Raw genomic sequence first — 23,522 nt, 5'->3', positions numbered from 1 at the left:
CTCCTGCAATGTGTTAATATTAATATTTAATAGAAAGAAGTGGACGAGATATGCAAAACCCATTTGGTAATAACAATAATAATGATAACCAAAATCCGTTTAATTTAAACAATCTCCCCCTCCCACCAAACTACGCAAAAATCGTTAATGACCAGGGGGATATCCGAATAGCCAAAGTCGGTTTTTCATGGACAACTCTTTGGTTTGGCCCGCTACCAGCCCTATTTCGTGCTGATTATTACAACTTTATATTAATGATTGTCCTCGACATTGATTATGCCCTAGTTGTGATGTTTTTTGGGCTTAATAATCTCTTACAATTCCCATGGCCGTCAATCTTTTTCGGCTTTTTCTACAATATGATGTACTTCCGCCACTTATTTAACAAGGGTTACCGCCCCGCTGACCAGCGTTCCCGTGAATTGCTGACCAGGGCACGGTATTGGAAAGAATAAAGTAAAATCGTCCAGTGAACATTAATAAATGTTTGCTGGACGATTTTGTATTTTAGAACGCTATTGCTAGTCTAAATACGTCTTATAAATCTGAATTAACTCAATTGGCGATTTAGCTTGAACCAAGCCAGCAATTGACTTAATCTCATTGATACTCAATGAATCAGGAGCCTCACCCCATAGCATCAATAAATTAACAATCGTATTAATATAAAGCGTTTTAATAAACGAAAATGGAATCGGCGACTTAGCATTTGCTTTCTTAATGTCAATGTCGCCAAATAAATATGGCAATCGGGCGTCAAATTCATCATTTGCGACCTTAACAATTATTTGATAAAACTGCATATCCCCGTTTGACGAAAGCAGGTTTGATAAAAAATGCTTATTTTCATTACAAAATGCTAATGTTTGATTAAAGGCAACGCTAGCCAAATCGATAATCTCATTCGCATCAGGTAAATGACCAACATTTTTTAATTCCTCACGATCTGCTTGTAAGGCTTGGCGCAGCCCGCTTAAAAGATCATTTTCAATTTCTCGGAGAAGATCATGCTTATTTTGATAATAATTATAGAATGTCTTCTTACTAACTTCCGCACTATTTACAATATCATTTGTTGTACATTCTGATAATTTTTTAGTATCTAGAACGGTAATAAATCCTTCTTTTATTCGATTTAATGTATTGATTTTACGAATATCCATCTTTTATCCCCTAACTAAATCTAATTAATTTTAAGTCACTACAATCAGTTAATTAAATAACACTCTTATTAAACAAAGTATATCCTTAGTAACAGTTTTACACGAATCGTGTATAATGTCCAGAAACTATTAACAACTGATAAATCAACTGTTAAAATTGCAGACGAATTGAAGTTTTAACATCAAAAACAATCTACGAAGAAATTGACCTATACCTTACATATTTTCAATTCCTTATCTTTTTCTCATTTTAATAAGGATTAAAATGTACAATAAACTCCCAATCAAGGTTTTTGCTTTTCTTCACGGGTGGTGCCACGATTGTCTTTTAGGTGTCTGCTTCAATTAATCTGATGTTTCTTTTTGGTAGGAGATAAATGTGCGGTATCAACTACCTATATTCCCTAAAAACATCATTAATCAAGATAAAAAACGCTCAACAATTTGTGCAGTTTGTTGAGCGTTTTTTAGTTATTTAATATTTTCTGCTCGTTCTCGACGGGTTAGCCAAAATAAAATTAATGGTAAAATCACAAAGCCAAAGAACATCCCAAATATTGCAAACCAATTCGGCACAAGATGTCCCGCCTGCTTAATGCTAAACTCACTTACCCAGTCATAACGAAGCAAAAGAAAAGCAGTAATCACAACTGACAAGGCTGGTAAAACAACATCAGTAAAAAGATCCTTATGGGCTGGTAAAATCTCTTCTTTATTCGTTCCACGGTAAAAACGAATAACGCCCAACGGAATCACAATGAACTCAAAGAAGCGAACCGTAGCACTGATGACAATAATTGTCGGTAAGTTATACTGAAATGCCATTGGAATACCAATTGCTAAAACTAGGGTAATCACAAATGATACCAGAGGAAAATTACGTTTCGTACGCCGGGCAATAAACTGGGGTACTTGATTTTCATTTGCCATTGCTTCAAGGACCCGTGGCGTATGGAAGGATGATGCAACATTAATTCCAAACATTGAGATAATCGCCCCGACAAGAATTACATTTTGCAATACTTGATTATGAAAGATCGCTACAAGCGCTACTACTTGTTTAGTAGTTACCATGGCTGCTGGATTAATCATCATCGCGACTGCAATCGTACAAATATAAACAACCGCAATTACCAGTATTGCCAACGGAATGGCTCGTGGTAAGTTTTTTTCTGGTTTTTTCATGTCTTCTGAACCAGTTGCAACTGCTTCAAAGCCGGTAAATGCATAGAATGCTGAGATTACTGCCATTACAAACCCAGATGTCGTCAGGGGCGGGATCAATGATTTACCCGCACTATTCGTCATCTGATTTAACTCGTTAAAATGGTTAGTGCCGGTTTTTAAAAGAACGATAACACCAGCAATAATAATTAGGGCCAGGGCCCCAAGTTTTCCAATCGTTGATAAATCATTGATAATGGTGAACATTCGTCGCCCCATCATGTTAATCGCCATGATTATTAACATCAAAACTATAAATCCTAAGGTAATATTACCAAATGATTGATCCCAACCAAAAATTGAGAATGTAGTTCGAATAACCCCAACTGCCATCACTCCCCACGCAACCGAAGCAGAAAAGAACCGGACAACTCCCATATAAAAGCCCATATTTTCACCATAAGCAGCTTTAGCATAGGAGTATGCTGCCCCGCTCTTATTGACATACTTAGCAGCTGAAGCAAAAGTAATTGCTAAAATCGAAGCGAAAATCGCCGCAAGAAAATAAGCTAATGGTGCTTTTGTACCAACCATTGATACAACTGAGCCGGGAGTTAAGAAAATCCCTGAACCAATAATTGAATTAATTGCTAATAGTACAATTGACCAAAAGCCTAACTTTGTTTTTGTCATAGGTACTAGCCTTCTTTCATTGACTTATTAATTAAATCGCTAAAGACTTTATTCATCTCGCGATCACTACGATGGAGCATTTCTGGATGCCACTGTACGCCAATTACGGACGCGTCATCATTTTCTAGCGCTTCAACGACACCATCACCAGCATGACCAACTGCATACAAACCAGCCCCCACCTTATTTATTAACTGGTGGTGAAAAGTATTGACGCTCAGAGTTTCACGGCCGAATAGTTTTGCCAAATAACTAGTCGTCTCAAGGGTTACTGATTGGCTCTCGATGTCTGGCGTCCGTCCTTGATTGTGTTTTAAAGTCAGGCCATCGCGATAACTAATATCTTGATAAAGCGAACCACCATGCGCAACATTGATTAACTGAGCCCCACGACAAATTCCTAGTACTGGTTTATGTTGTTTTTCCGCTTCTCTTAGCAACAACATATCAAAATAATCGCGATCCGGCCAAATATCGCCAATCTTAGGCAATGATTCTTCACCGTATAACCGCGGATCGATATCATGTCCCCCTGATAAGATTAATCCATCAACATTCGCAACTTGAGCAACTGTCACATCAGGCTGCTCATTAAATGGAATGATATATGGAATACCACCGTTTTGGATTACAGAATCAACATAATCTTCATTAACATAGCTTCGATAGTATCCTGGAAAAGGACCGTTTTGATCAATAATTCGTGATCCAGAGATCCCAATAATTGGTTTTTCCATTATATTTCCTCTCCTCTAAAATTATGCATAAGTTTTATAATAACCATTTATAAAAAATAAGTAAATACATTCATTCGATTAGATATTTTAAATCCCGTTTACGAACACACGTACCCCATGCTACAATTACATAAACAAACGTTCGTTTAAATGAGGGAGAGTTTTATGCGTAACGTAATTTTAAATCCAACTAAGCAAATAGCACGCAAAATTAATCGCACAATTGAGCAACACTACCAGCCGCACGTCAAACAAGCCTTATTTGTGTTTACCACGAATTTTGGTGATCATTCAGCCTATAAGATGAGCCTTGATACCTTCCCCGCCATCGGCTCGAGCATTTCCACAATGATGGTTAGTGAGATTCCCACCCCTGATATTACGAAGCAGCAATATATTCTTATGCTATTTTCAATTTACAAGCATTGGCCGACTTTACCGTTGGTCCTTCGTGGCTATACCCCTAAACAGGTACGGTGGTTCCGTCAGAAATTCGGGACACGCGTATTTAGTGAACACACGACCGTTGATTGGTGGAAAAATATAAAGTAAAAAGCCCCAAAGTTCGGATTGCCGAGCTTTGGAGCCTTGCTATTATTTAACTGCGGGTAGCACAAGTCTAGTTATGTTCGATTGTTACATCCTCATGACCATCATATTCTTCAACTGCTACATGCACCGTCTCATTCATGGCAGTGGGGATATTTTTGCCCACAAAATCAGGACGAATCGGTAATTCACGGTGACCACGATCAACCAGTACCGCCAACGATATCCGCTTAGGACGTCCCATGTCCATCAATGCATCTAATGCTGCCCGAACTGTCCGCCCTGTAAAAAGCACATCGTCGACTAAAATAACATGCTTATCAGTAATATCAATTGCTAATTGGTCTGTTTTTACTGTTGGTTCTTGGTGATGGTCTGGCGCATGACGATCATCACGGTAGAGAGAAACGTCAAGTGCTGCTACCGGGACTTCTACATTTTCTAACTGGTTAAGCCGCTTCGCTAAGCGTTTCGCTAAGTATACACCCCGTGTCTTTATTCCAACAAATACTAAGTTATCGACACCTTTATTTTGTTCGATAATCTCATAAGTAATCCGGGTCAATGCACGTTGCATACTTGAACCGTCTAAGATCTCATGAGCCATCATGTCACTTCCTTAATCTAAAATAATAAGACCCTCCACTCACTGTAAGGAAGGATCCAGAGATTTGCTGAGTCTTCCCATCCATCACAAAGATGATGCTTACGGGAACTATCGTGATATATTATTACCATTTTAAGGGTCTATTGTGTCCCTGTCAATTGTCCTAATTACCAAACTCGTTTAGCCATTTTTGCACTTGTTGACTAACATTATTCCAAATTGCATTGAAGTTGCCTTGGTTCTTTAGCTTATTAACAATTTGGGTCCCATTATCTGGATTTTGACGAACTTCATTAACCGTATTATTAACTTGATTCAAGTCTTCCTTAACACTATTGTCTTGGACTTGATTTTGCAATTGTTGATTCTGATTTTCAATCTTATCAAGACGATTTTGAAGGGCTTGCTGGTCGTGATCTTTTTGATACTGCTGGGTTGCTCCTTTTAGTTGGGCGACCTGATTAGCAAGACGCTGGTTATCTTTGTTTAGTTTGTCAATACTACTTGAGTTATTACTAATCTGACTACTCTGCTGGCTATCAGTCGCAGCTTGGTTTGCCGCTTGGCGATTATGTGCACTAATTGCCCACCAAGCACAGATAATGACTGCTAAGATGATAATAATCCATAGCCAGCCCCGCTTAGGTTTGGGAGAAGCGGTGGAAGCTTTACTGGTACGGGGACGAAGCTGACGTACATTCAGCGTAATGCTAACCTGAGTACTTTGACCGTTACTGTCCATCACCGTTAGCATTACCGGATATTCACCAGTCTGATCAACATTAACCTGGGTGGTATTAATAACCACTTTACTCGTCAGATCCTGACCATTACTATCTGCTGCGTGGACCCCCAGCTCCTGCATCAGTTCTGCTTGGTTAAGTGGCTGATTGAGCGGCCATTCAAGATAGTGCCGTTCTACTGTTAGCGTTGGTTGGTTCATCTTTTTGCCCCCGATCTTTTTTCCTGATTATAACACATCAGTATTCGAATGATGATTAGCACAGCGCAGACTAATTTATCGTTTGTATCTAGACTTTGTGTTTGATACTAAAAAAGGCTGGTGAATTTTTCGCCAACCTTTAAGCAGTTATTTATGCGCTAATTCCCACGGGTCTTTAACAATAATTGTTTGAATCCGGTCTGCACCAACGGAAACCGTAGCTAATGGCGATTCAGACAATTCACTTACCCGCTTCAAGTAATTTTGGGCATTGATTGGTAAGTCCTCAAACTTCTTTGCCTCGGTAATATCTTCGTCCCAACCAGGAAGTTCTTCGTATACTGGTTCACAGCGTTCTAGTTCCTTCAAACTAGCCGGGTAGTAATCAATCTGTTGGCCATCAAGCTTGTATGACGTACAAATCTTAACTGTCTTTAACCCTGTCAAAACATCAAGCAAGTTTAAACTTAGGCAGCTGATTCCCGATACCCGCCGTGCATGCCGCATTGCGACGCTGTCAAACCAGCCAACCCGACGCGGACGGCCGGTTACTGTTCCGTATTCATGACCAGTTTCTCGGATTTGATCACCAATTTCATCTGTCAATTCTGTGGGGAACGGACCAGCACCTACCCGCGTGGAGTAAGCTTTACAAATTCCCACGACGGTTTCGATCTTGTTCGGGCCGACACCAACACCAGTACATACACCACCAGCAATCGGATTAGATGCGGTAACATAGGGATATGTTCCTTGGTCAACATCAAGCATAACCCCTTGAGCTCCCTCAAATAGGACCTTTTTATCTTGGTCAAGGGCATCATTAACGATTTGCGCGGTATCAGTAACGTATTGTTTTAATTCTTGACCATATTCGTAATAACTTTCAAAAATATCATCAAAGTTAATTGGATCAACATGGTATAGCTTCGTAAATAATTCGTTCTTTTCCGCTAAATTACGTTCAAGCTTTACTTTAAATGTGTCTTTTTCGAGGAGGTCGCACATCCGAATACCAACCCGTGATACCTTGTCCATGTACGTTGGGCCGATACCATTTTTTGTAGTGCCGACTTTATGGTCACCCTTTGCTTCTTCTTGGCACTTATCAAGCAAAATATGGTATGGGAAAGTAATGTGGGAACGGCTAGAAATCCGCAAGCCAGAAATATCAATCCCGTTTTCTTGGAGGTAATGCAATTCTTTTAACAGGGCTGGTGGATTAATAACAACCCCATTACCGATTACCGCCAACTTATCCTTGGCGAAAATCCCTGATGGAACAAGTCGTAAAGCAAACTTCTTGCCGTCAAACGCAATAGTATGACCGGCATTATTTCCACCTTGAGAACGAACTACAACGTCCGCTTCTTGGCTGAGATAATCTGTCATTTTCCCCTTTCCTTCGTCGCCCCATTGACTACCAACAATCACAACTGATGACATTCATTTTCACCTCATCGTTTATTTTCTAAAATTAACGTTTTTACTTCGCTATTTTACCGAATTCCTTATTCCCCGTCAACAGTTTCTCGAACTATTTTTTATTAACATTCCTCAAACGTACGCTATTTTCATTGACGCAACGTCTATTTTAGCGCATAATAATTTACGGTAATTTTTGAAAAAAGGAGCTCCCCAAATGAGAACGTTCGATTATGATGATATTCAATTAGTTCCAAATAAATGTGTAATCAAGAGCCGCAAAGAGGCTGATACTAGCATCAAATTTGGTCCCCACACATTCAAGATTCCCGTTGTACCAGCTAACATGGAAAGTGTTATTGATGAAGAACTTGCTATTTGGCTAGCACAAAACGGATATTATTATGTCATGCACCGCTTTGAACCTGCAAAACGGCTCGATTTTATTAAAATGATGCATAATAAAGGCTTATTTGCATCTATTTCAGTCGGTATCAAGGATAGCGAATATGAATTTATCGATCAATTAAAATCCGAACAATTAACACCAGAATATATTACCATCGATGTTGCTCATGGTCATTCGGATTTTGTCATCAAAATGATTGAATATATTAAAGATAAGCTCCCCGATACTTTTGTCACGGCAGGTAATGTTGCAACCCCGGAAGCTGTTCGTGATTTGGAAAATGCTGGCGCGGATGCTACTAAGGTCGGTGTCGGTCCCGGTAAGGCCTGCATCACGAAGTTAAAAACCGGTTTTGGGACTGGCGGTTGGCAGCTTTCAGCAATTAGGTGGTGTGCAAAGGCTGCGCGGAAACCGATTATTGCGGACGGTGGTATTCGGCATAATGGCGATATCGCTAAATCTGTCCGTTTCGGTGCATCAATGGTAATGATCGGTTCTATGCTCGCTGGTCACCTTGAATCTCCAGGTCATATTATCACGATTGACGGCAAGCGTTATAAGCAATACTGGGGTTCCGCATCAGAAGTCCAAAAGGGGGCTTACCGCAACGTGGAAGGAAAGCAAATGTTAGTCCCATTCCGTGGCTCAATCAAGGATACTCTTATCGAAATGCAAGAAGATCTGCAATCATCGATTTCTTACGCAGGCGGACGTGACTTAGAAGCAATCCGCAAAGTTGATTACATGATTGTCAAAGACTCAATTATGAATGGCGATTTCTAAAGACTAACTAAAAAACGGCTTGTCGAGTAGGTTATTTTCTACTCCCAAGTCGTTTTTAGATTAGCCTATTTTATTTCTGCTTGTTTTTTCACTGCTGCTTGACCAAGAATATTAACGTAATTAAACGGCCGGTCAAAGTGCGGTTGGAAAAGCATATCAACAAATGCTAGGTAATCAATCGTATGCTTATCTTGAATACATAATGAAATAATGTTAGCGGACTGAGAAACATCGTGTTTGCTCATAAACTGACCACCGAGGATTTGGCGCGTCTTTTTATCCCATACTAATGTCATCAGCACGGGGGTAGTCGTTGGCATAAATTCAGGACGATAATTATCCTCAATTGTCACGGCGGCAGCGTCAAAACCAGCCTCTTTAGCATTTTCAAGAGTTAAACCTGATGAAACCATCGTGATTCCATATAAATTCAAGCCCGAACTAGACTGCGTTCCCATATCACGCATGGTGTTGCCAAAGATATTAGTCCCAACAATCGTTCCTTGCCGAATAGCATTGGTGGCAAGCGGGATATAAGCATCCGTACCAGTTGGATTATAGTGAACCGCGGTTGAATCCCCAGCAGCATAGATATCTGGATCAGATGATTGCATGTATTCGTTAGTCACAATTGCGCCGTTATCATGCATTTTAACTTTCCCTTTTAACAAATCAGTGTTAGGACGGAAACCGACACAAAGGACCGCTATATCTGCTTCATAACTTCCCTTATTTGTATTGACGGTCACACTGTCCTCATGATTTTCAAAGCCCGTCACCCGCTGGTCAAAGGCAAAGTGCGCTCCATGGTTGGTAAATTCTTGTTGAATCCGGTCAGTATATTCATGATCAAAATACTTATGAAGCATCCGTGGCGAACCATCAATTAAGGTAACATCCTTATTTTGACGAGTGTATGCTTCAACTAGTTCAACCCCAATATAACCTCCGCCAATTACAACAATCCGTTGGGCATCTTTAGCAACATTAAAAAGTTCCTTTGCATGATGATAGTTTTTACACAAGTAAACATGGGGGCCATCCACCCCTTCAATTGGCGGAATAACCGGCCAAGACCCTGTCGTATCAACAAGCTTATCATAATGATCAGTTTTTTCTTCACCAGTCACAAGATTGGTTACCGTAACTGTTTTTGTCTTTGGGTCAATATTTGTAACATTATGTTGCATGTTCACAGTCGCACCCATTGCTGCAAGCTGGTCAGGACTTGAATAGAACATTGCATCGGGGTCGCCAACATCACCGCTTAAATAAACTGCAATCCCACACGAAAGGAAAGAAACATTATCATTTCGTTCATAAATTGTTACTTCCGTTTCTGGATGGTTTTGTAAAATTTGAGTAGCTGTAATAGTTCCTGCGTGGGTACAACCAACGATTATTACCTTCATAATAAAACACACCTCATATCATGTTCTTGTTTTCACAATTAATTATACTAATAATATTCTTATATTCAATATATCGTATTGGAATATCGCCTATCAGCACTAAATTATTTATCGCTATTATTACATTAATTACGGACCCACTTGTTATAACCCCAACATCTTCATTCGCCTTTTATTTATATCGATAGATAAATAAACACTTAAAATTTTTCTGAAAAATTTAGATAAATATTGTAAAATTACAGAAAGATTAAAATTTACTTAAGGAGTTATTGTATGGAATCATCAACCATTAAGTTACGACGATCAGTCGTAGCTGCAATGTTGCTTGCACTAACAATTGTTCTCGGACGTTTTTTCCTCATTCCTATTCCATGGACCCATGGGAATGTTAATTTATGCGATGCCGGGGTATTCATCGCAGCGATGTTGCTGGGTCCCGGCGCTGGCGGCATCGTCGGCGGTTTTGGGGGACTTTTTCTTGACCTTATTTCAGGCTTTCCTCAAGATGCACTCTTTTCTTTTGTTGCTCATGGATTGGAAGGATTTATTAGCGGATGGCTTTATAAAAAATACGGTAATACAAGCTGGGGTAAGTGGATCGCTATCCTTACTGGAACAATTATTATGATCGCAATTTACTTTATTTGTAATACTGTAATGTACCATGTAATTACTGGTTTTCTAAGCCTCGGTTCTAACTTTATCCAAGGAATGATTGGGGGGATTGTTGCATTAATCGTGATTAAACAACTACAAAAGCACAATTTCAATTTTTAAACAAAAAACTTCAACTTAGCTATTTTTAAGCTAGGCTGAAGTTTTTCTTTCTTATGGTTCAATTCCATTTTTGGTTGGCACTACAATAATATAATTCAAAATTCGGTTAGCGTAACTTTGCTTTCCCATAAAATCATTAATTGCCGCGTTTAATTCACCCAGATTATCAGTAATGATACCATCCGCACGGTCATATATCATTTGCTTCATAATGCCTGGTTCATTAACCGTCCAGGCATATACCGGCTGGTGTTTCCAGTGAGCTTGGGTAATGAAATCTTGATTTAGCGTGGAATATTCCATCGAATAACCATCCGCAACACTTTGTGGATAGCCAAAATTATAAGGCTGAATATATAAAACCGCTAGACGGGGATTAAGCTTCTTCAAACCCGCGACTGCGCTATAATCAAGCGAGTGGATTTGGTCATGATCACGTAGCAAGCGACTACCATACTTAGCATTAAAATTTTGCAACATTTGCTTAGAATCGTGGGGCGTCGTTTTAATCTCGACCAATAATTTTTGATGATGTTTTTCGGCTGCATTGAGGTACTGGTCAAAACTAGCAATTTTAGCATGATGACCATTTTCGCGGACCGTTAAATTTGTTAATTGGTTTAAAGTTAATTCGTGAGGGATCTTGTTTACCCCTGCAAGTTTCTTCAGATTTTCATCATGCATCACAACAAACTGATGATCTTTGGTTTCGTGCAAGTCGATTTCAATATAATCTGGTTTCAACTTTACCGTTTTGTCCATCGCTGGAATCGTATTTTGGACCCCATTTTCTTCCGCTACTCCCCGATGAGAAATCGTTATTGGGCGGTGAAGATTACTACCAACAAGGTAAAAAGCATTATTAGTAACCGTCGTTAAGCCAATTACCAAAAAGATTAACGTCACTGTCTTAAGAAGGCCACGTGAAGGGTGTTCCGGTTCGGTTGAAAGTGTCACAACATCAGTCAACGGATTGACAATAATTAACAAAATAACCGTTCCAGCCCACACTGCCAGTATCTCACCACCCAGTTGAAGGAACGACAAATTAAAAATAGCGGTAAATAATGGTAATTTCCCGGGTAATAAATCAAGTCCGACCTGTAATAAGTAAATCACCAAATAAAAGATGCCCGTCATTAGTCCAATAACAACCGTGGCAAAGATGAGCTGACCAATCAGCCGCGCCCACCGCATTTTCCCTGTCATCTTCCAACTACGACGCATCGCCAATATTAAATGCAAATGTTGATACGCCATTAGTGGCATTGTTAAAATCAGACGAATGCCTAGAACCGTCATTATGATATAGAAAATTACCAAGCTACCAATCATCCACGGACTACGGGTTAAGTAATCAACAATAAACTGCGGTACCTGAATTTTCGCCAGTAATGGGGTTCGAAAGATCGTATCAGCAAACGGGATCACCAGCAAAAAATATCCTAATAAAACAATCAATGAACTGATATTAAGTAAACGCAACGCTTCTGTTAACTGGACAAAAATATGCCGCCACCGAAAGTCATCGATGCCAATCCAACGAAAACCAATAAGCAGCAGCATAAATTCACTATAAATAATTACCAACAAACATATCAATTCAATTAAAAGTCCCCCAACCACAAATGGGTGATGAGTCATAATTAAAATAACGTTTTGATATGAAATGAATGGGATTTCCCCTGCTTGAAGAACAAAGGTGGTAATCCAGCGAAACAGCGGAATAACCATAAACTGGTTTACTAAGTCGAGGCCACCAAATAATAGTAAATATTCAAGCCAATTTTGTTTGAATTGCCGTGAATATCGCCGAAAACTCCGATAGGCATTTTTCATTTTCTTACTCCCTCAAAAAGTTAGTTAAGAAAATTATACCTTAAATCAGCCGTTAAAAGTCAACATCGTCAGGATCAGCACATTGACCACCAAGATTTGGCAACAAGCTAATCTTTCTCATTTCTTCGTCCGTTAACGCAAAATCAAAGATCTGTTGGTTGCTTACCATCCGTTCTTTGTGAACTGATTTTGGTAATGGTAAGACGCCTTGCTGTAAAATCCACCGCAAACATACCTGAGCAGCCGTCTTTTGGTACTTATCAGCAATTTGCAAAATCGTTGGATTAGTCATTACTTGAGCTCCCTGACCGCCCAATGGTCCCCAAGCTTCAACAAGAATATTATGTGCTTGTAAATACTTGATTTCTTCAGTATGTGGCCAACCAGGATGAATTTCAATCTGATCAACGGCTGGCGCCACTTTAGCAGTCTTCATTAATTCGACAATATGATGAGGCATAAAGTTGCTTAGCCCAATTGCCCGAATCTTCCCTTCGTTATAGAGGTCTTCCATTGCACGCCATGTTTCTGCGTTAATCTTCGCGGCTTCATCACCAAATTGCTTCTGGTTGGCAGGCCAGTGAATTAAATAAAGGTCGAGATAGTCCATTTGTAAACGGTCAAGCGTTTCCTGAAATGCCTTTTTCGTCTGATCATAGCCACGATTAGTATTCCATAGCTTGCTCGTAACAAATAAGTCTTGACGGTCGATTCCGGAATCCTTTATTCCCTTGCCAACCGCTTCTTCATTTCCATATACAGCAGCTGTATCGATATGCCGATACCCAGTGGCAATCGCCTCCTCGACTGCTTTTTTAGCAACGTCTGCCGGCGTACGGAAAGTTCCATAACCAACGCATGGGATCTTTACCCCATTATTTAAATTAAAGGTCGAGTTAATGTTAGTTAATTCAATCATGATATCCCTTCTTTCACATTCTATTATATCTTTTTTATTTTAAAAATTCAGTTTGCTATTTTATCAAAATTATGATTTGATTATAATATCATTAAAATCAACTAAGGAGGATAACTATGCGACCACGAATTGCTATTCCTGCAGATACATTAACAGAGGCAACGAATATCATTAATGAACGGAATGCAGCTTTTGCACCCCGTCCTTTAATTGAAGCAATAATTAAGTCAGGAGGTCTCCCAGTAATTTTGCCTAGCGTCAGCTCAACACTAGCGGTAAATTACCTTGATCTTTTTGATGGTATTATTTTTGCGGGAGGTAGCGACGTCGATCCGACCTTTTTCAATGAAGAACCACACCAAAAATTAGGGCCTACCTATCTAAGACGCGATCAATTTGAAGTCAGCCTGGCAAAGGCAGCATTTGAGGCTGGAAAGCCAATGATGGGAATTTGCCGCGGTATGCAACTACTCAATGTGGCCCTTGGCGGAACCCTCTATCAAGACCTCTCAGAAGAATCGCATCCAACGCTCAAGCATTCTCAAGACGCTCCCGGTAACTTTCCGTCCCACCACGTCAATACAGAGCAGGAAAGTCGGCTATTTAAGCTTATTGGTGCCCGGCCATATGTTAATTCCCGTCACCATCAGGCACTTAACCAGATTGCCGCGCCTCTTCATGTGACTGCCTGGGCTGACGATCAAATCCCTGAAGCAGTTGAAACTACGGATTCAGACCAAATCCTAGCTGTTCAATGGCATCCCGAAAACATGTTTAAGCATTACGATTATTCACGCGCAATTTTTGCTGACTTAATTGCGCGGGCGTCAAAATAATGAAAGTGAAAATTACTTTCTCGACAAGGGGATTGGCTAAGCTAGCACGATGATTAGCACGTCACAAACCGATTATCATGCGTCCTTAGCCTTGATCCTTATGGTTATTTACCACGTTATCTTGCTATTATTTGTTAAAACAGTTGAAGCTGATAGACCTCGCTGAAAACAGGGCCCCAGAGTTCGGATTTTTCCGATCTTTGGAGCCCTGTTGTATGCTGTAGCTATTTAAATATTTTTATTACCGCGCTAATTCTTGACGCAACTCATCAGCAGTATAAATACGGCCATCTTCAAAGCCTTTAAATGGATGAATCATTTCTTGCGCAGCCCGTTGATACCGCTTAGCCCGTCGCAAGGCGTATTCAGTTAACGAACCATCCTTAACGTAATTTAACAGCTTTGCACTAGGAGTCGTATATGGATTTTCAACCCGGTCTTCTAAGTCTTCAAGAATTTCTGAATATTCTGGACCAAGTTGAATTTGATTGGCGTACCGTTCAAGACTCTTAAGGATTGCCCGCGCTTTTGCCTGATATCGGCATACCTCCCGCGGGTTTTCTTCAGCAACTGCTTCATTCATCTTATCAGCATTTAATAAAATATCCTCGACTTCATTTTCTTTCAACGGTGGGTGCATAATAAAGTAGCTTGCTAGTAACCTAATAAAACGCAAGGTCCCAGTCCGCACACCAACTGAACTACTAGGATCAAGGTCTAGCATCCGCAATTCGAGATATTCAATCCCTTGTTCAGGGAGCTTCTTTAAGTCTGAATTTCCCTTAAAACGAACCGGACCATGAAATTCATAATCAGACGTTAAAATTCCCGCCTTGACCCCTTCTTCAATTCGGGCGATATAGCGGTCAAGGTTGGTAAAATCACCAGTAAATTTTGTTCCAAAACCATGTTTACTTTGGCGAACACTCCGAACAGGGTGTGATAGCTCTTTACCGGGCTCAAAGTAGTTTTCTTCCACAATTGGACTCGCCCCATAAAGATACGTCAATAACCAGCGATAACGGACAAATCCTTGTGCTAAAACCGTATAAAGGTAATTACGGACTTCCCGTTCATTCTTAAACTTATCAGGAAAAGCCTTAAATACCATTTCAACCACGTGAGTATCAATACTAAGGTTAATATGGGCTCCACATGGCGTCCCTTGAGAATATCCATGACGCTTGGCCCATTCCTTTAAATAAGCTTCTTTTTTCGGCCCCATCTTCGCTAAACGCAATTTGGTCTTGTCTTTGGGTAAGCGTGGCGGCATCGACATCGGCCACAGCAATTCGCCAGGCGCTAATGCTGAGCGCAAAGTATTATTGATAACATATAGATAGTGCATCGCGTCAAGGGCATGCTGCGCAGACGGAGTTACCATTTCAGCCATCGTTTCAAGAAAGTCATTGGTAATCCACGGATTGGTCTTTTCATCCCCAATCGCAGAAGGATACGGTTCTTGACTCAAATTACCATCTTCGTCAACCCGTTGCATTTCAATTTCTAGTCCCATTGTAAAGTCAGAAGTCTTGGCGACTGCTTCATTGTCAAAGATTAATTGCCCAATTCGGCTAAACATCTTATTCGCCTCCTATTTAAATTCTCATCTCTCTAATTATTTTCTAATAAATATACAGTTATTTTCTCATATAAACAACTGAATATTACAAAGACGAAATTTAAATAACTTTAACGGCAATCTTCTGTCAATAAACAACCTTAAAACAAAAAATTATTAATACAACTCATTCAATCGATGGAATTTTTTTGATTAAAAGCCCTGTTAAAAGACAAATAACAATTACTACTGGTGCAAGTTCAATCGCCACTAATAACGTTAAAAGAACAATTGTTAAGAGCGGCTTTTCGAGAATAACGGTTAAACTAGCAGCTAAAACAACAGCCGCATTTACATGCATATCACCTGGAAGAACCATTGCACAAGCAACTCCAACGGCGACACTAGCAAAAATAGCTGGGAATATTGTTCCACCGCGCCAGCCCATCGCAAAACCAAGGTTCGTCATAATAGATTTAACTATGGCTACCATCAATAAAAACGAAATTGAAAGCTTAAATGCTTCATGGGTAAACGGAACGATCCGAAATTCACCAGAAAAAAGAATATCACCAGTCAATAATGAACTAAGTGCTAACGCTAAACCAAAGATACCGCCTTGCCAAACTTTCCCCAGCTTAATATTAATAACCAGAGCAGACCAATTCTCAAGACGGATAAATAACCAACCAAAAACGCAGCCAACAAGAAGGGCCGGAACTGCTGTCAGCAAATTAATCCACTGCCAATAGATTTCACGGTGATGAATCCCAAAGACACCTTCTTCTGGAAACAGCTTAAAAATAATTGCTGCTCCAATTATCCCTATAATAATGAGCAACGAAATGACTAGTATCCTTTCGCGCTTACTACGAAATAATTCGCTAAACCGTGGCGCTGATGCTAGTTGCTGAGGATTCATTCTAGTTCGCCAAATATTAACGGCGCTGTCCTGATTTGCAGTGGATGCCCACCGCAAACAATCACCGAGCCAGTTTATCATCCCGCTGGTTATAACGGTTGTAGATGCTTCTGGTCCGATGCTGCCTCCAGCCCCTAGAACAAGTAATCCTAATAGAAAAGATTTCCACCATTGATGATAGTCAATGCTCCCCTTAAGCCGAAGACTAGTAAGGACTTCTTCAATTGTTAATGGATAATTGCCCCACTTTTTATTTAAATAACCAATCAAGAAACCTAACGGAACACAAACTACAAACGGGTACCAAACTTTTATATTTCCTGCATACTTTAAATAGTCTTCCCAAATAAAATTAATTACCCAGTTCACTAAGTTCAGATACCCAGCCGTTATCATTCCAATTACTAAACTTCCAACTACCGCATATAGTCCTAGCTGAACGCGCTGGTACTTCATCTTATTTCCCTGCCTCTTTTAACGTGACGATAAATACTATTTTTTGGTTAGTGTATTTAGCTGATATTTTACCCTTAAACATTTTGACAATATATTGGGCCATTGATAAACCAATTCCAAAGCCAGATTTTTTCCCTTGAGTATGCGACTCATCAACCCGATAAAATCGATCAAATAGCTTCTTCACGTCAACCTTTTGCCCATCTTGATAACTATTAGCGACCTTAATGACTACCTTCCGTCCACGGTTGGCTTGGTTAACCGTAAAATCAACTTCACCATTGGGGTCACAGTATTTATTAGCATTGTCTAATAGGATATTAATCAATTCGTGCAAGTAATTTTCATCGGCAGTGACCATTAAATTATCTTTGATCTTGACATTAAATTGCTTTCGGTCGGCAGAGATTACACTCTTAAAACTCCCAGCAGCCTCGCGCGCAATGTTACTAACGTCAACTGGAACCATTGTTATAGATGGCCGTTCCTGCATTCGAGCAAGCGAAACAAGGTGGTTGATTAATTTTGTCAATCGCTCAACCTGTTGCCGTGTGCTGGTCGTCCATTCATTTTCACCACCAAGGATCTCTTGCATTTCATTGTTGGCAGAAATTACGGTTAGCGGAGTCTTTAACTCATGGCTTGCATTAGTAATAAACTCTTTTTGACGCTGTTCTGCCTGAACAATGGGTTGAATTGCCCGGCGAGAATAAAGGGTTATGACAATGGTATAAAGAATCAGCACTACTACGCCCAAAATCAACCCCGTATGCATTAATGAACTCGTCCGCGCCATTAATAGGGATTCATCCAGAAAGACAATGATTCGTTGACCATCTGTCTGTCGCGCCTTATATGCATAAGTTACGCCACGATAAAAAACTTGGCCTGTTTTCATTTTCTTCTTCATAACCCGATTAGTCATAACCCGGGCATCTTGCGGACTAATCGTTGCAATTTGATCATCTTGGATTTCAGCAATTTTATTATCTTGGTCAGTTATGACTGTAAAATAGCGGTATTGGTGTAATCCCTCTTGTGAGAATTGGGATTGATTAAAAGCATCTGCCTGGACGCCCTTTTGCGGAATCCGCCCATCATTATTAACTAAAATTGTTAAAACGCTTTGAATTTCCTTGTGTGACCGATAATAGGTAAAAGCGCTCAGACTGCCGACAATTGTTAAGATAACGAAAACTAATGCTGTCGTTGATAAAGCTATAAACTTATAACGAAAACGTTGTATCATTTTGCGTTCCTCCTAACGAGCAATCATAAACGGTCCTTCTTTTTTGCCTGTAATGGTGACCTTCGATTGAATTGCTTGCAGTTTTTGCCGTAAATAGCAAATATTAATCCATAGGTCTTCTTGGTCTGCTTGCTCTTCTTCATCCCATACGTGACTCAGCAGCTCACTGCCAGATAGTTCTTTATCTGCATTCAAAATCAAATACTGTAATAATCGATTTTCCTTATTTGTTAGACTGATTGAATTATGACTTTGCAATGACTGATCATTACCGTTAAGGGTTAGGTCGCCAAATTCCAGTACATCGGTCCCATAATTGTCGTCACGTCGTTGTCGTGATCGTAACCGCGCTAATAATTCTTTAAGAGAGAATGGTTTTGTTAAGTAGTCGTCAGCTCCTGTGTCTAAACCATTAACACGGTCGTCTTCTTCACCCATGGCGGTCAGCATCATCACATAAGTCCGATTTCCTGATGCTCGAATCTCTTTCAATGCCTCTAATCCTGTCTTTACAGGCATCATAATATCTAAAATAATTACGTCATAGGCATTTTTCTTTGCACTATCAATTGCTGCTTGCCCGTCATTTACAACATCAACTTGGTACCCGCTGGCCATCATCGCGGTTTTTAAGACCTTTGCCAATTGCTGCTCATCTTCGGCCACTAGTATTCGCATTTTAATCGTCCTCTCCTGTACTTGAATTAATCAATTGACGAATTGTTTGCATCTGCACATCACATGATGCTAGCTGGTCAGCACATCGTTTCAGTTCACGTCCAATCCGCTCGGGATCGGCAATATTATGCTTATATTTCATTTCATGTTCAAGACTTGCCCATGAGTCCATTGCAATGGTTCGCAACTGGATCTCGACATAGAAATGGCCAGGCTCATTACCATCAACATCCCGATATGGGACCGTCTCATTAATAATTACATGATAGCTACGATAACCATTCGGCTTAGCATTTGTTATATAATCTTTTTCTTTGATAATTTGGCACCAATCGGCCTGCCGTAACTGGTCAAGACACCGGTCAATGTCACTAATAAAATTACAGACAATTCGTACACCAACTGCATCCCGGCATTTACGCAAGGCTGATTCTGTATTAACGGGATAACCTTTACGCTCACATTTTTCTGCCATGCTTGCAGGAGTCTTCACCCGAGCAATTAAATGCTCATACAGTTTAGGTTGTCTATTATCAACAGCTTGTTGATTTAGTTGCTTAATTCGTTCAGTTGTCAGTGATAAAATTTCTGGCAAAATCTGGTCATATGGCCCATAGATTGTCATCGCGGTTGCCTCCTTTAATTTGAATATTATAACAGGCGCTGGGTTTTTAGAAAATGCGACTTTATTCTTTCTTAAGTTTCCTTACTCAGTCCGTAATAAGCTAACATCTTTATTAACTTGCTTCTTTTGATTGCTCGTACGGTAAAATTTATGAATAAGCTTACTTTCTTTCACTTCTTTAACATGGAGTTGATCGCCTTCATGATCAGCGTATTTGATTGTAATCGATTGGTTGCTATCTGCCTTGAAAAAGATTATTGGTGATACCGATTTATCCGTTGTTACTAAATAACTATAGTTTTCAACGCCAGCTGGAGCAGTATCTGATGGCTTTACAACACCATAAATCAAATTATTGTTATGCACCTGCTCCCTTACCCAATTCGGAGAAACCTCCAGTCCGACTAGTATGCTTATCTGTTGGTCGGTCAGTACAGGAGTTAAACGCTTCTCGACTTGACTACTGGTGTGGTACGTCTCCCTAGCATTATTTTGCTGGCTATTCCAGAAAGCGGCCCCGATAGCGATGCAAACAGTAAAGATAAGTACAATAATTAAAATTCGTTTTTTCATCATCTCATACCAATCAAGAATTTTTTGACATAAACTTGTTTTCCTAAAATAGCACCTACACAAACGGGCTCCAAAGCTCGGTAAAATCCGAACTCTGGAGCCCTATTTGCACTTGGGGAGCGTGGGAAGATATAAACGGCTTCTGTTACGCCCCCTTACAGATTGTTAGGAAAGGTAGCTTTTGCTAGTCCATTTGAGCTTTAATTGCTGCTAATGACACATCGCTAGTATTAGCGAACTTAACATCAGCATCCTCAAGGTCAGCGCCAAAGCCGATTGACAATTCACCAGCACGGTTAATTGACTCAATCCCAGCTTGAGCATCTTCTAGACCAGCTACTTGATCAGCAGGGAGATCCATCAACTTTGCAGCTTCTAAGTAAATTTCTGGATCTGGCTTCCCATGGCTCAAGTTTGCTGGATTAACGATTCCTTCAAAGTAATCAGTTAATTGCAAGTATTTGAGAACCTTAGGAGCATTTTTAGAAGCAGAAGCTAATACAATGTGGTAACCATTAGCCTTTAATTCATCCAAGAAATTCTTCATTCCTGGCAAAATATCAGCAGGGGTTAAAGTTTCAACTAATTTAATGTAGTTGTCATTTTTTTCCGTTGCCAAAGCTTCTTTTTCTTCTTGGGTGTAGTCATTTTCGTGACCGCCAGCCTTTAAGATCAATTCCAATGAATCCATCCGGCTAACACCCTTCAATGCGTCTGCTAATTCAGGGGTCCATGTTGTCCCCACCTTATCAGCTAATTGATGCCATGCTTGACCGTGAAAACGAGCGGTGTCAGCAATAACACCATCAAGGTCAAATGCAAAACCTTTCAAATCTTCAAACTTCATCTCAAATGCCTCCAACAACTACTTTAATTCAAGCTTCTTGCCGTCAAGATCGATTGTGATTGGGTCACCTGATACTAAGTCAATCTTAGTACCATGCTTGTCAACTTTAACCTTCAAGATCCGGCCACGGAACATTTGACGGAATTGGTATGAATCCCACTTCTTAGGAAGGAATGGTGCATAGTGTAATTCGTCACCACGAACCCGCATACCGGCAAATCCTTGAACGATATCAAGCCAGCTACCAGTCATTGAAGTGATGTGCAAACCATCAGAAGTATCATTGTTGTAGTTGTCAAGGTCAAGACGTGCTGAACGTTCATACAATTCAACGGCCTTGTCTTCGTAACCAATATCAGCAGCAATGATTGAGTAAACTGAAGCAGAAAGACTTGATTCGTGAACAGTAAATTGTTCGTAGAAGTCGAAGTTATTCTTCTTTTGTTCCTTTGTAAAGTCATCGATGAAGTCCCAAAGACCTTGAATAACGTCACCTTGCTTTACGTATGGTGAACGTAAGATCCGATCCCATGACCAGTGTTGGTTGATTGGCAATTGGTCACTTGGGATATCAGCAACTGGCTTAAGATCCTTGTCCATAAAGCCATCGTTTTCTGGGAAGATATCACGTTCCTTATCGTATGGCAGGTACATGTTATCAACGATTGACTTCCATTGACGCTTTTCATCTTCAGAAACGTTAAGCTTCTTAGCAACGTCACTGTCAACTTCATCTAAGATTTCTAATGTGTATTGGAGAGTCCAACGACAAAGTAAGTTAGTGTACCAGTCGTTGTTTACGTTGTTATCGTATTCATCTGGACCAGTTACTGCATGAAGCATGTACTTGTTCTTGCGTTGTGAGTAATGAACCCGGTCAGCCCAGAAACGAGAAATTTCAGTAAGAACTTCTGCCCCTTCATTAAGAACATATGACTTGTCGCCAGTGTACTTAGTGTAAAGGTAAATAGCAAAAGCAATATCTCCGTTACGGTGAATTTCTTCAAAAGTGATTTCCCATTCGTTGTGACATTCAATACCATTGAAAGTAACCATTGGGAATAATGCACCCTTCAAGTGTTGTTCCTTAGCGTTAACAAAAGCACCATCTAATTGCTTGTAACGGTACATTAATAAGTTACGGGCAACTTCTGGGTTGGCAACACCAAGGTAAACAGGAATACAGTAAGCTTCAGTATCCCAGTAAGTAGCACCACCGTACTTTTCACCAGTGAATCCCTTAGGACTAATGTTAAGCCGGTAATCATTACCGTAGTAAGTTGAGAATAATTGGAAGAGGTTAAAGCGGATACCCTGTTGAGCTCCTTCATCACCTTCAATTTCAACATCAGACTTAACCCAACGATCGGCCCATTCGTTAATGTGAGGGTCAAGTAAGTCATCAAAGCTTTGAATATCAAGTTTTGCGCTTAATTCATCAAGGTTCTTTTCGATTTCTTCTTGAGTGTCGTAATCCCGTGAAGTCATTACGATACTCCGTTTTTCAAAGTTAACTTCCTTACCGGCAGCTACAGTACCTTCAAAGGTGTTGTAAGCATGCTTTTCATCAGTGCCATCGCTAACGTGGTCAAGGTTAGTCTTAGAAGTAGTCTTCATTCCAACAATAAATTGTGGTGTACCGAAGTCATTCTTCTTTGTCATGGAAGTTAATTCGGCGTGTTCGCCATTAGCAGACTTGCCTAAAACATTCCAGAATTGTTCATCGTAGTTAGCGTCTTCGTTGTAAACATCAGCATCGATCATGCTTGTAATTTCAACCTTAGCATCATCATTGCCACGGTTCTTAATGTGAAGACGTTGACCAACTAATTCCTTTTGCGTAGCACTTACGAAACGTTCAAAGTTAAAGTACATTTCAGTGCCACCAATTTCAACAGTAAATTCACGTTCAAGAACCCCACGCTTCATGTCAAGATCAAGCTTGAAGTCTTTGGGTGTTTGCTTAGCTAAGTCTAGTTGTTCACCGTTAACCTTAATAACTAACTTCATGAAGTTAACAGCATTGATCATCTTACCAAAGTATTTAGGATAACCAATCTTCCACCAACCAACACGAGTCTTGTCAGGGAACCAAACACCGCCAAGGTATACACCTTCCATGTGGTCACCACTGTAACCTTCTTCAAAGAAGCCACGCATACCAAGGTTTTCGTTTGCTAAACTAGTCATTGATTCTTGCAAACGCTTGTCTTGTGGATCCCACTTACGAGTAGCAACATGCCAAGGGGCAATATCAAATGTACGTTTCATTGAAATCTCAATTCCTTTCATCAGAAAATAAAGGTAGTTTTAAACCCGCCTTTATTATAACCTTAATTATTTTATTTTTTA

Annotated in this window: 22 protein-coding genes; 5 read left to right on the top strand and 17 right to left on the bottom strand. The window is 40.0% G+C overall.

The window, feature by feature from the left end:
- Nucleotides 1-50: 50 nt before the first annotated feature.
- Nucleotides 51-455, top strand: a complete 405-nt coding sequence (locus tag DTK66_RS03460; protein ID WP_153930003.1) for a hypothetical protein — start codon at nucleotides 51-53, stop codon at nucleotides 453-455.
- 66 nt (nucleotides 456-521) lie between these two features.
- On the opposite strand, the gene DTK66_RS03455 is transcribed toward DTK66_RS03460, so the two are convergent.
- From DTK66_RS03455 to DTK66_RS03445, 3 genes are all read right to left on the bottom strand, one after another.
- A complete protein-coding gene (locus DTK66_RS03455) occupies nucleotides 522-1,163 on the bottom strand; it encodes a TetR/AcrR family transcriptional regulator (protein ID WP_225208976.1) in 642 nt (213 codons plus the stop codon).
- Between the two features lie 471 nt (nucleotides 1,164-1,634).
- Nucleotides 1,635-3,020, bottom strand: a complete 1,386-nt coding sequence (locus DTK66_RS03450; protein WP_153930001.1) for an APC family permease — start codon at nucleotides 3,018-3,020, stop codon at nucleotides 1,635-1,637.
- Between the two features lie 5 nt (nucleotides 3,021-3,025).
- On the bottom strand, nucleotides 3,026-3,757 hold the full coding sequence (locus tag DTK66_RS03445) for a gamma-glutamyl-gamma-aminobutyrate hydrolase family protein (protein ID WP_153930000.1): 732 nt from the start codon (nucleotides 3,755-3,757) through the stop codon (nucleotides 3,026-3,028).
- A 165-nt stretch (nucleotides 3,758-3,922) separates the two neighbouring features.
- On the opposite strand from DTK66_RS03445, the gene DTK66_RS03440 reads away from it, so the two are divergent.
- Nucleotides 3,923-4,309 (top strand): hypothetical protein, encoded by a 387-nt coding sequence (locus DTK66_RS03440; RefSeq protein ID WP_153929999.1) that lies wholly within the window; start codon nucleotides 3,923-3,925, stop codon nucleotides 4,307-4,309.
- A 67-nt stretch (nucleotides 4,310-4,376) separates the two neighbouring features.
- Here DTK66_RS03440 and pyrR read toward each other — a convergent pair whose 3' ends face one another.
- The 3 genes from pyrR to DTK66_RS03425 all read right to left on the bottom strand — a co-directional run bounded on the left by pyrR (nucleotide 4,377) and on the right by DTK66_RS03425 (nucleotide 7,302).
- On the bottom strand, nucleotides 4,377-4,913 hold the full coding sequence (gene pyrR, locus DTK66_RS03435) for a bifunctional pyr operon transcriptional regulator/uracil phosphoribosyltransferase PyrR (RefSeq protein ID WP_153930018.1): 537 nt from the start codon (nucleotides 4,911-4,913) through the stop codon (nucleotides 4,377-4,379).
- Nucleotides 4,914-5,076: 163 nt separating this feature from the next.
- Entirely contained in the window at nucleotides 5,077-5,856 is a 780-nt protein-coding gene (locus DTK66_RS03430) for an immunoglobulin-like domain-containing protein (protein WP_191667787.1), read from the bottom strand.
- A gap of 147 nt (nucleotides 5,857-6,003) precedes the next feature.
- Nucleotides 6,004-7,302: an adenylosuccinate synthase gene (locus tag DTK66_RS03425; protein WP_153929997.1), complete on the bottom strand. Its 1,299-nt coding sequence runs from the start codon at nucleotides 7,300-7,302 to the stop codon at nucleotides 6,004-6,006.
- 196 nt (nucleotides 7,303-7,498) lie between these two features.
- Here DTK66_RS03425 and DTK66_RS03420 point away from each other — a divergent pair, with 196 nt between their 5' ends.
- Nucleotides 7,499-8,473 (top strand): GMP reductase, encoded by a 975-nt coding sequence (locus DTK66_RS03420; protein ID WP_153929996.1) that lies wholly within the window; start codon nucleotides 7,499-7,501, stop codon nucleotides 8,471-8,473.
- Between the two features lie 65 nt (nucleotides 8,474-8,538).
- Here the strand turns inward: DTK66_RS03420 and DTK66_RS03415 are convergent, their stop codons facing one another.
- The gene (locus DTK66_RS03415; RefSeq protein ID WP_153929995.1) at nucleotides 8,539-9,885 is read right to left on the bottom strand and encodes an FAD-dependent oxidoreductase; all 1,347 of its coding nucleotides are present in this window, start codon (nucleotides 9,883-9,885) and stop codon (nucleotides 8,539-8,541) included.
- A gap of 276 nt (nucleotides 9,886-10,161) precedes the next feature.
- Between DTK66_RS03415 and DTK66_RS03410 the strand changes: the two genes are divergently transcribed.
- Complete coding sequence (locus DTK66_RS03410) at nucleotides 10,162-10,665, top strand: ECF transporter S component (RefSeq protein WP_191667786.1); 504 nt, start codon at nucleotides 10,162-10,164, stop codon at nucleotides 10,663-10,665.
- Between the two features lie 51 nt (nucleotides 10,666-10,716).
- Here the strand turns inward: DTK66_RS03410 and DTK66_RS03405 are convergent, their stop codons facing one another.
- Together DTK66_RS03405 and DTK66_RS03400 are read right to left on the bottom strand one after the other, a co-directional pair.
- Nucleotides 10,717-12,504 (bottom strand): glycerophosphoryl diester phosphodiesterase membrane domain-containing protein, encoded by a 1,788-nt coding sequence (locus tag DTK66_RS03405; RefSeq protein WP_191667785.1) that lies wholly within the window; start codon nucleotides 12,502-12,504, stop codon nucleotides 10,717-10,719.
- A 52-nt stretch (nucleotides 12,505-12,556) separates the two neighbouring features.
- Nucleotides 12,557-13,423, bottom strand: a complete 867-nt coding sequence (locus tag DTK66_RS03400; protein ID WP_191667784.1) for an aldo/keto reductase — start codon at nucleotides 13,421-13,423, stop codon at nucleotides 12,557-12,559.
- Nucleotides 13,424-13,539: 116 nt separating this feature from the next.
- On the opposite strand from DTK66_RS03400, the gene DTK66_RS03395 reads away from it, so the two are divergent.
- On the top strand, nucleotides 13,540-14,259 hold the full coding sequence (locus DTK66_RS03395; protein ID WP_191667783.1) for a gamma-glutamyl-gamma-aminobutyrate hydrolase family protein: 720 nt from the start codon (nucleotides 13,540-13,542) through the stop codon (nucleotides 14,257-14,259).
- A gap of 241 nt (nucleotides 14,260-14,500) precedes the next feature.
- Here DTK66_RS03395 and DTK66_RS03390 read toward each other — a convergent pair whose 3' ends face one another.
- The 8 genes from DTK66_RS03390 to DTK66_RS03355 all read right to left on the bottom strand — a co-directional run bounded on the left by DTK66_RS03390 (nucleotide 14,501) and on the right by DTK66_RS03355 (nucleotide 23,441).
- On the bottom strand, nucleotides 14,501-15,841 hold the full coding sequence (locus tag DTK66_RS03390) for a glutamate--cysteine ligase (protein ID WP_153929990.1): 1,341 nt from the start codon (nucleotides 15,839-15,841) through the stop codon (nucleotides 14,501-14,503).
- A 166-nt stretch (nucleotides 15,842-16,007) separates the two neighbouring features.
- Nucleotides 16,008-17,198 carry a chloride channel protein gene (locus DTK66_RS03385; RefSeq protein ID WP_191667782.1) on the bottom strand — a complete coding sequence of 397 codons (1,191 nt, stop codon included), beginning with the start codon at nucleotides 17,196-17,198 and terminating at the stop codon, nucleotides 16,008-16,010.
- A 1-nt stretch (nucleotide 17,199) separates the two neighbouring features.
- Nucleotides 17,200-18,447 carry a sensor histidine kinase gene (locus tag DTK66_RS03380; protein WP_153929986.1) on the bottom strand — a complete coding sequence of 416 codons (1,248 nt, stop codon included), beginning with the start codon at nucleotides 18,445-18,447 and terminating at the stop codon, nucleotides 17,200-17,202.
- Nucleotides 18,448-18,459: 12 nt separating this feature from the next.
- A complete protein-coding gene (locus DTK66_RS03375; RefSeq protein WP_153929984.1) occupies nucleotides 18,460-19,125 on the bottom strand; it encodes a response regulator transcription factor in 666 nt (221 codons plus the stop codon).
- Nucleotide 19,126: 1 nt separating this feature from the next.
- Nucleotides 19,127-19,750, bottom strand: coding sequence for a GTP pyrophosphokinase (locus DTK66_RS03370; RefSeq protein WP_153929982.1), 624 nt, complete (start codon nucleotides 19,748-19,750; stop codon nucleotides 19,127-19,129).
- 81 nt (nucleotides 19,751-19,831) lie between these two features.
- Complete coding sequence (locus DTK66_RS03365; RefSeq protein WP_191667781.1) at nucleotides 19,832-20,326, bottom strand: Lreu_0056 family protein; 495 nt, start codon at nucleotides 20,324-20,326, stop codon at nucleotides 19,832-19,834.
- A gap of 181 nt (nucleotides 20,327-20,507) precedes the next feature.
- On the bottom strand, nucleotides 20,508-21,170 hold the full coding sequence (gene pgmB, locus DTK66_RS03360; protein WP_153929979.1) for a beta-phosphoglucomutase: 663 nt from the start codon (nucleotides 21,168-21,170) through the stop codon (nucleotides 20,508-20,510).
- Nucleotides 21,171-21,188: 18 nt separating this feature from the next.
- Nucleotides 21,189-23,441 (bottom strand): glycoside hydrolase family 65 protein, encoded by a 2,253-nt coding sequence (locus DTK66_RS03355; RefSeq protein ID WP_191667795.1) that lies wholly within the window; start codon nucleotides 23,439-23,441, stop codon nucleotides 21,189-21,191.
- Nucleotides 23,442-23,522 lie beyond the last annotated feature (81 nt).

The organism is Limosilactobacillus walteri, from assembly GCF_014830205.1.
In the GTDB taxonomy this organism is placed as follows: domain Bacteria; phylum Bacillota; class Bacilli; order Lactobacillales; family Lactobacillaceae; genus Limosilactobacillus; species Limosilactobacillus walteri.
Note: the sequence above shows the minus strand (reverse complement) of the source record. Positions and strands in the feature narration are given on the sequence as shown.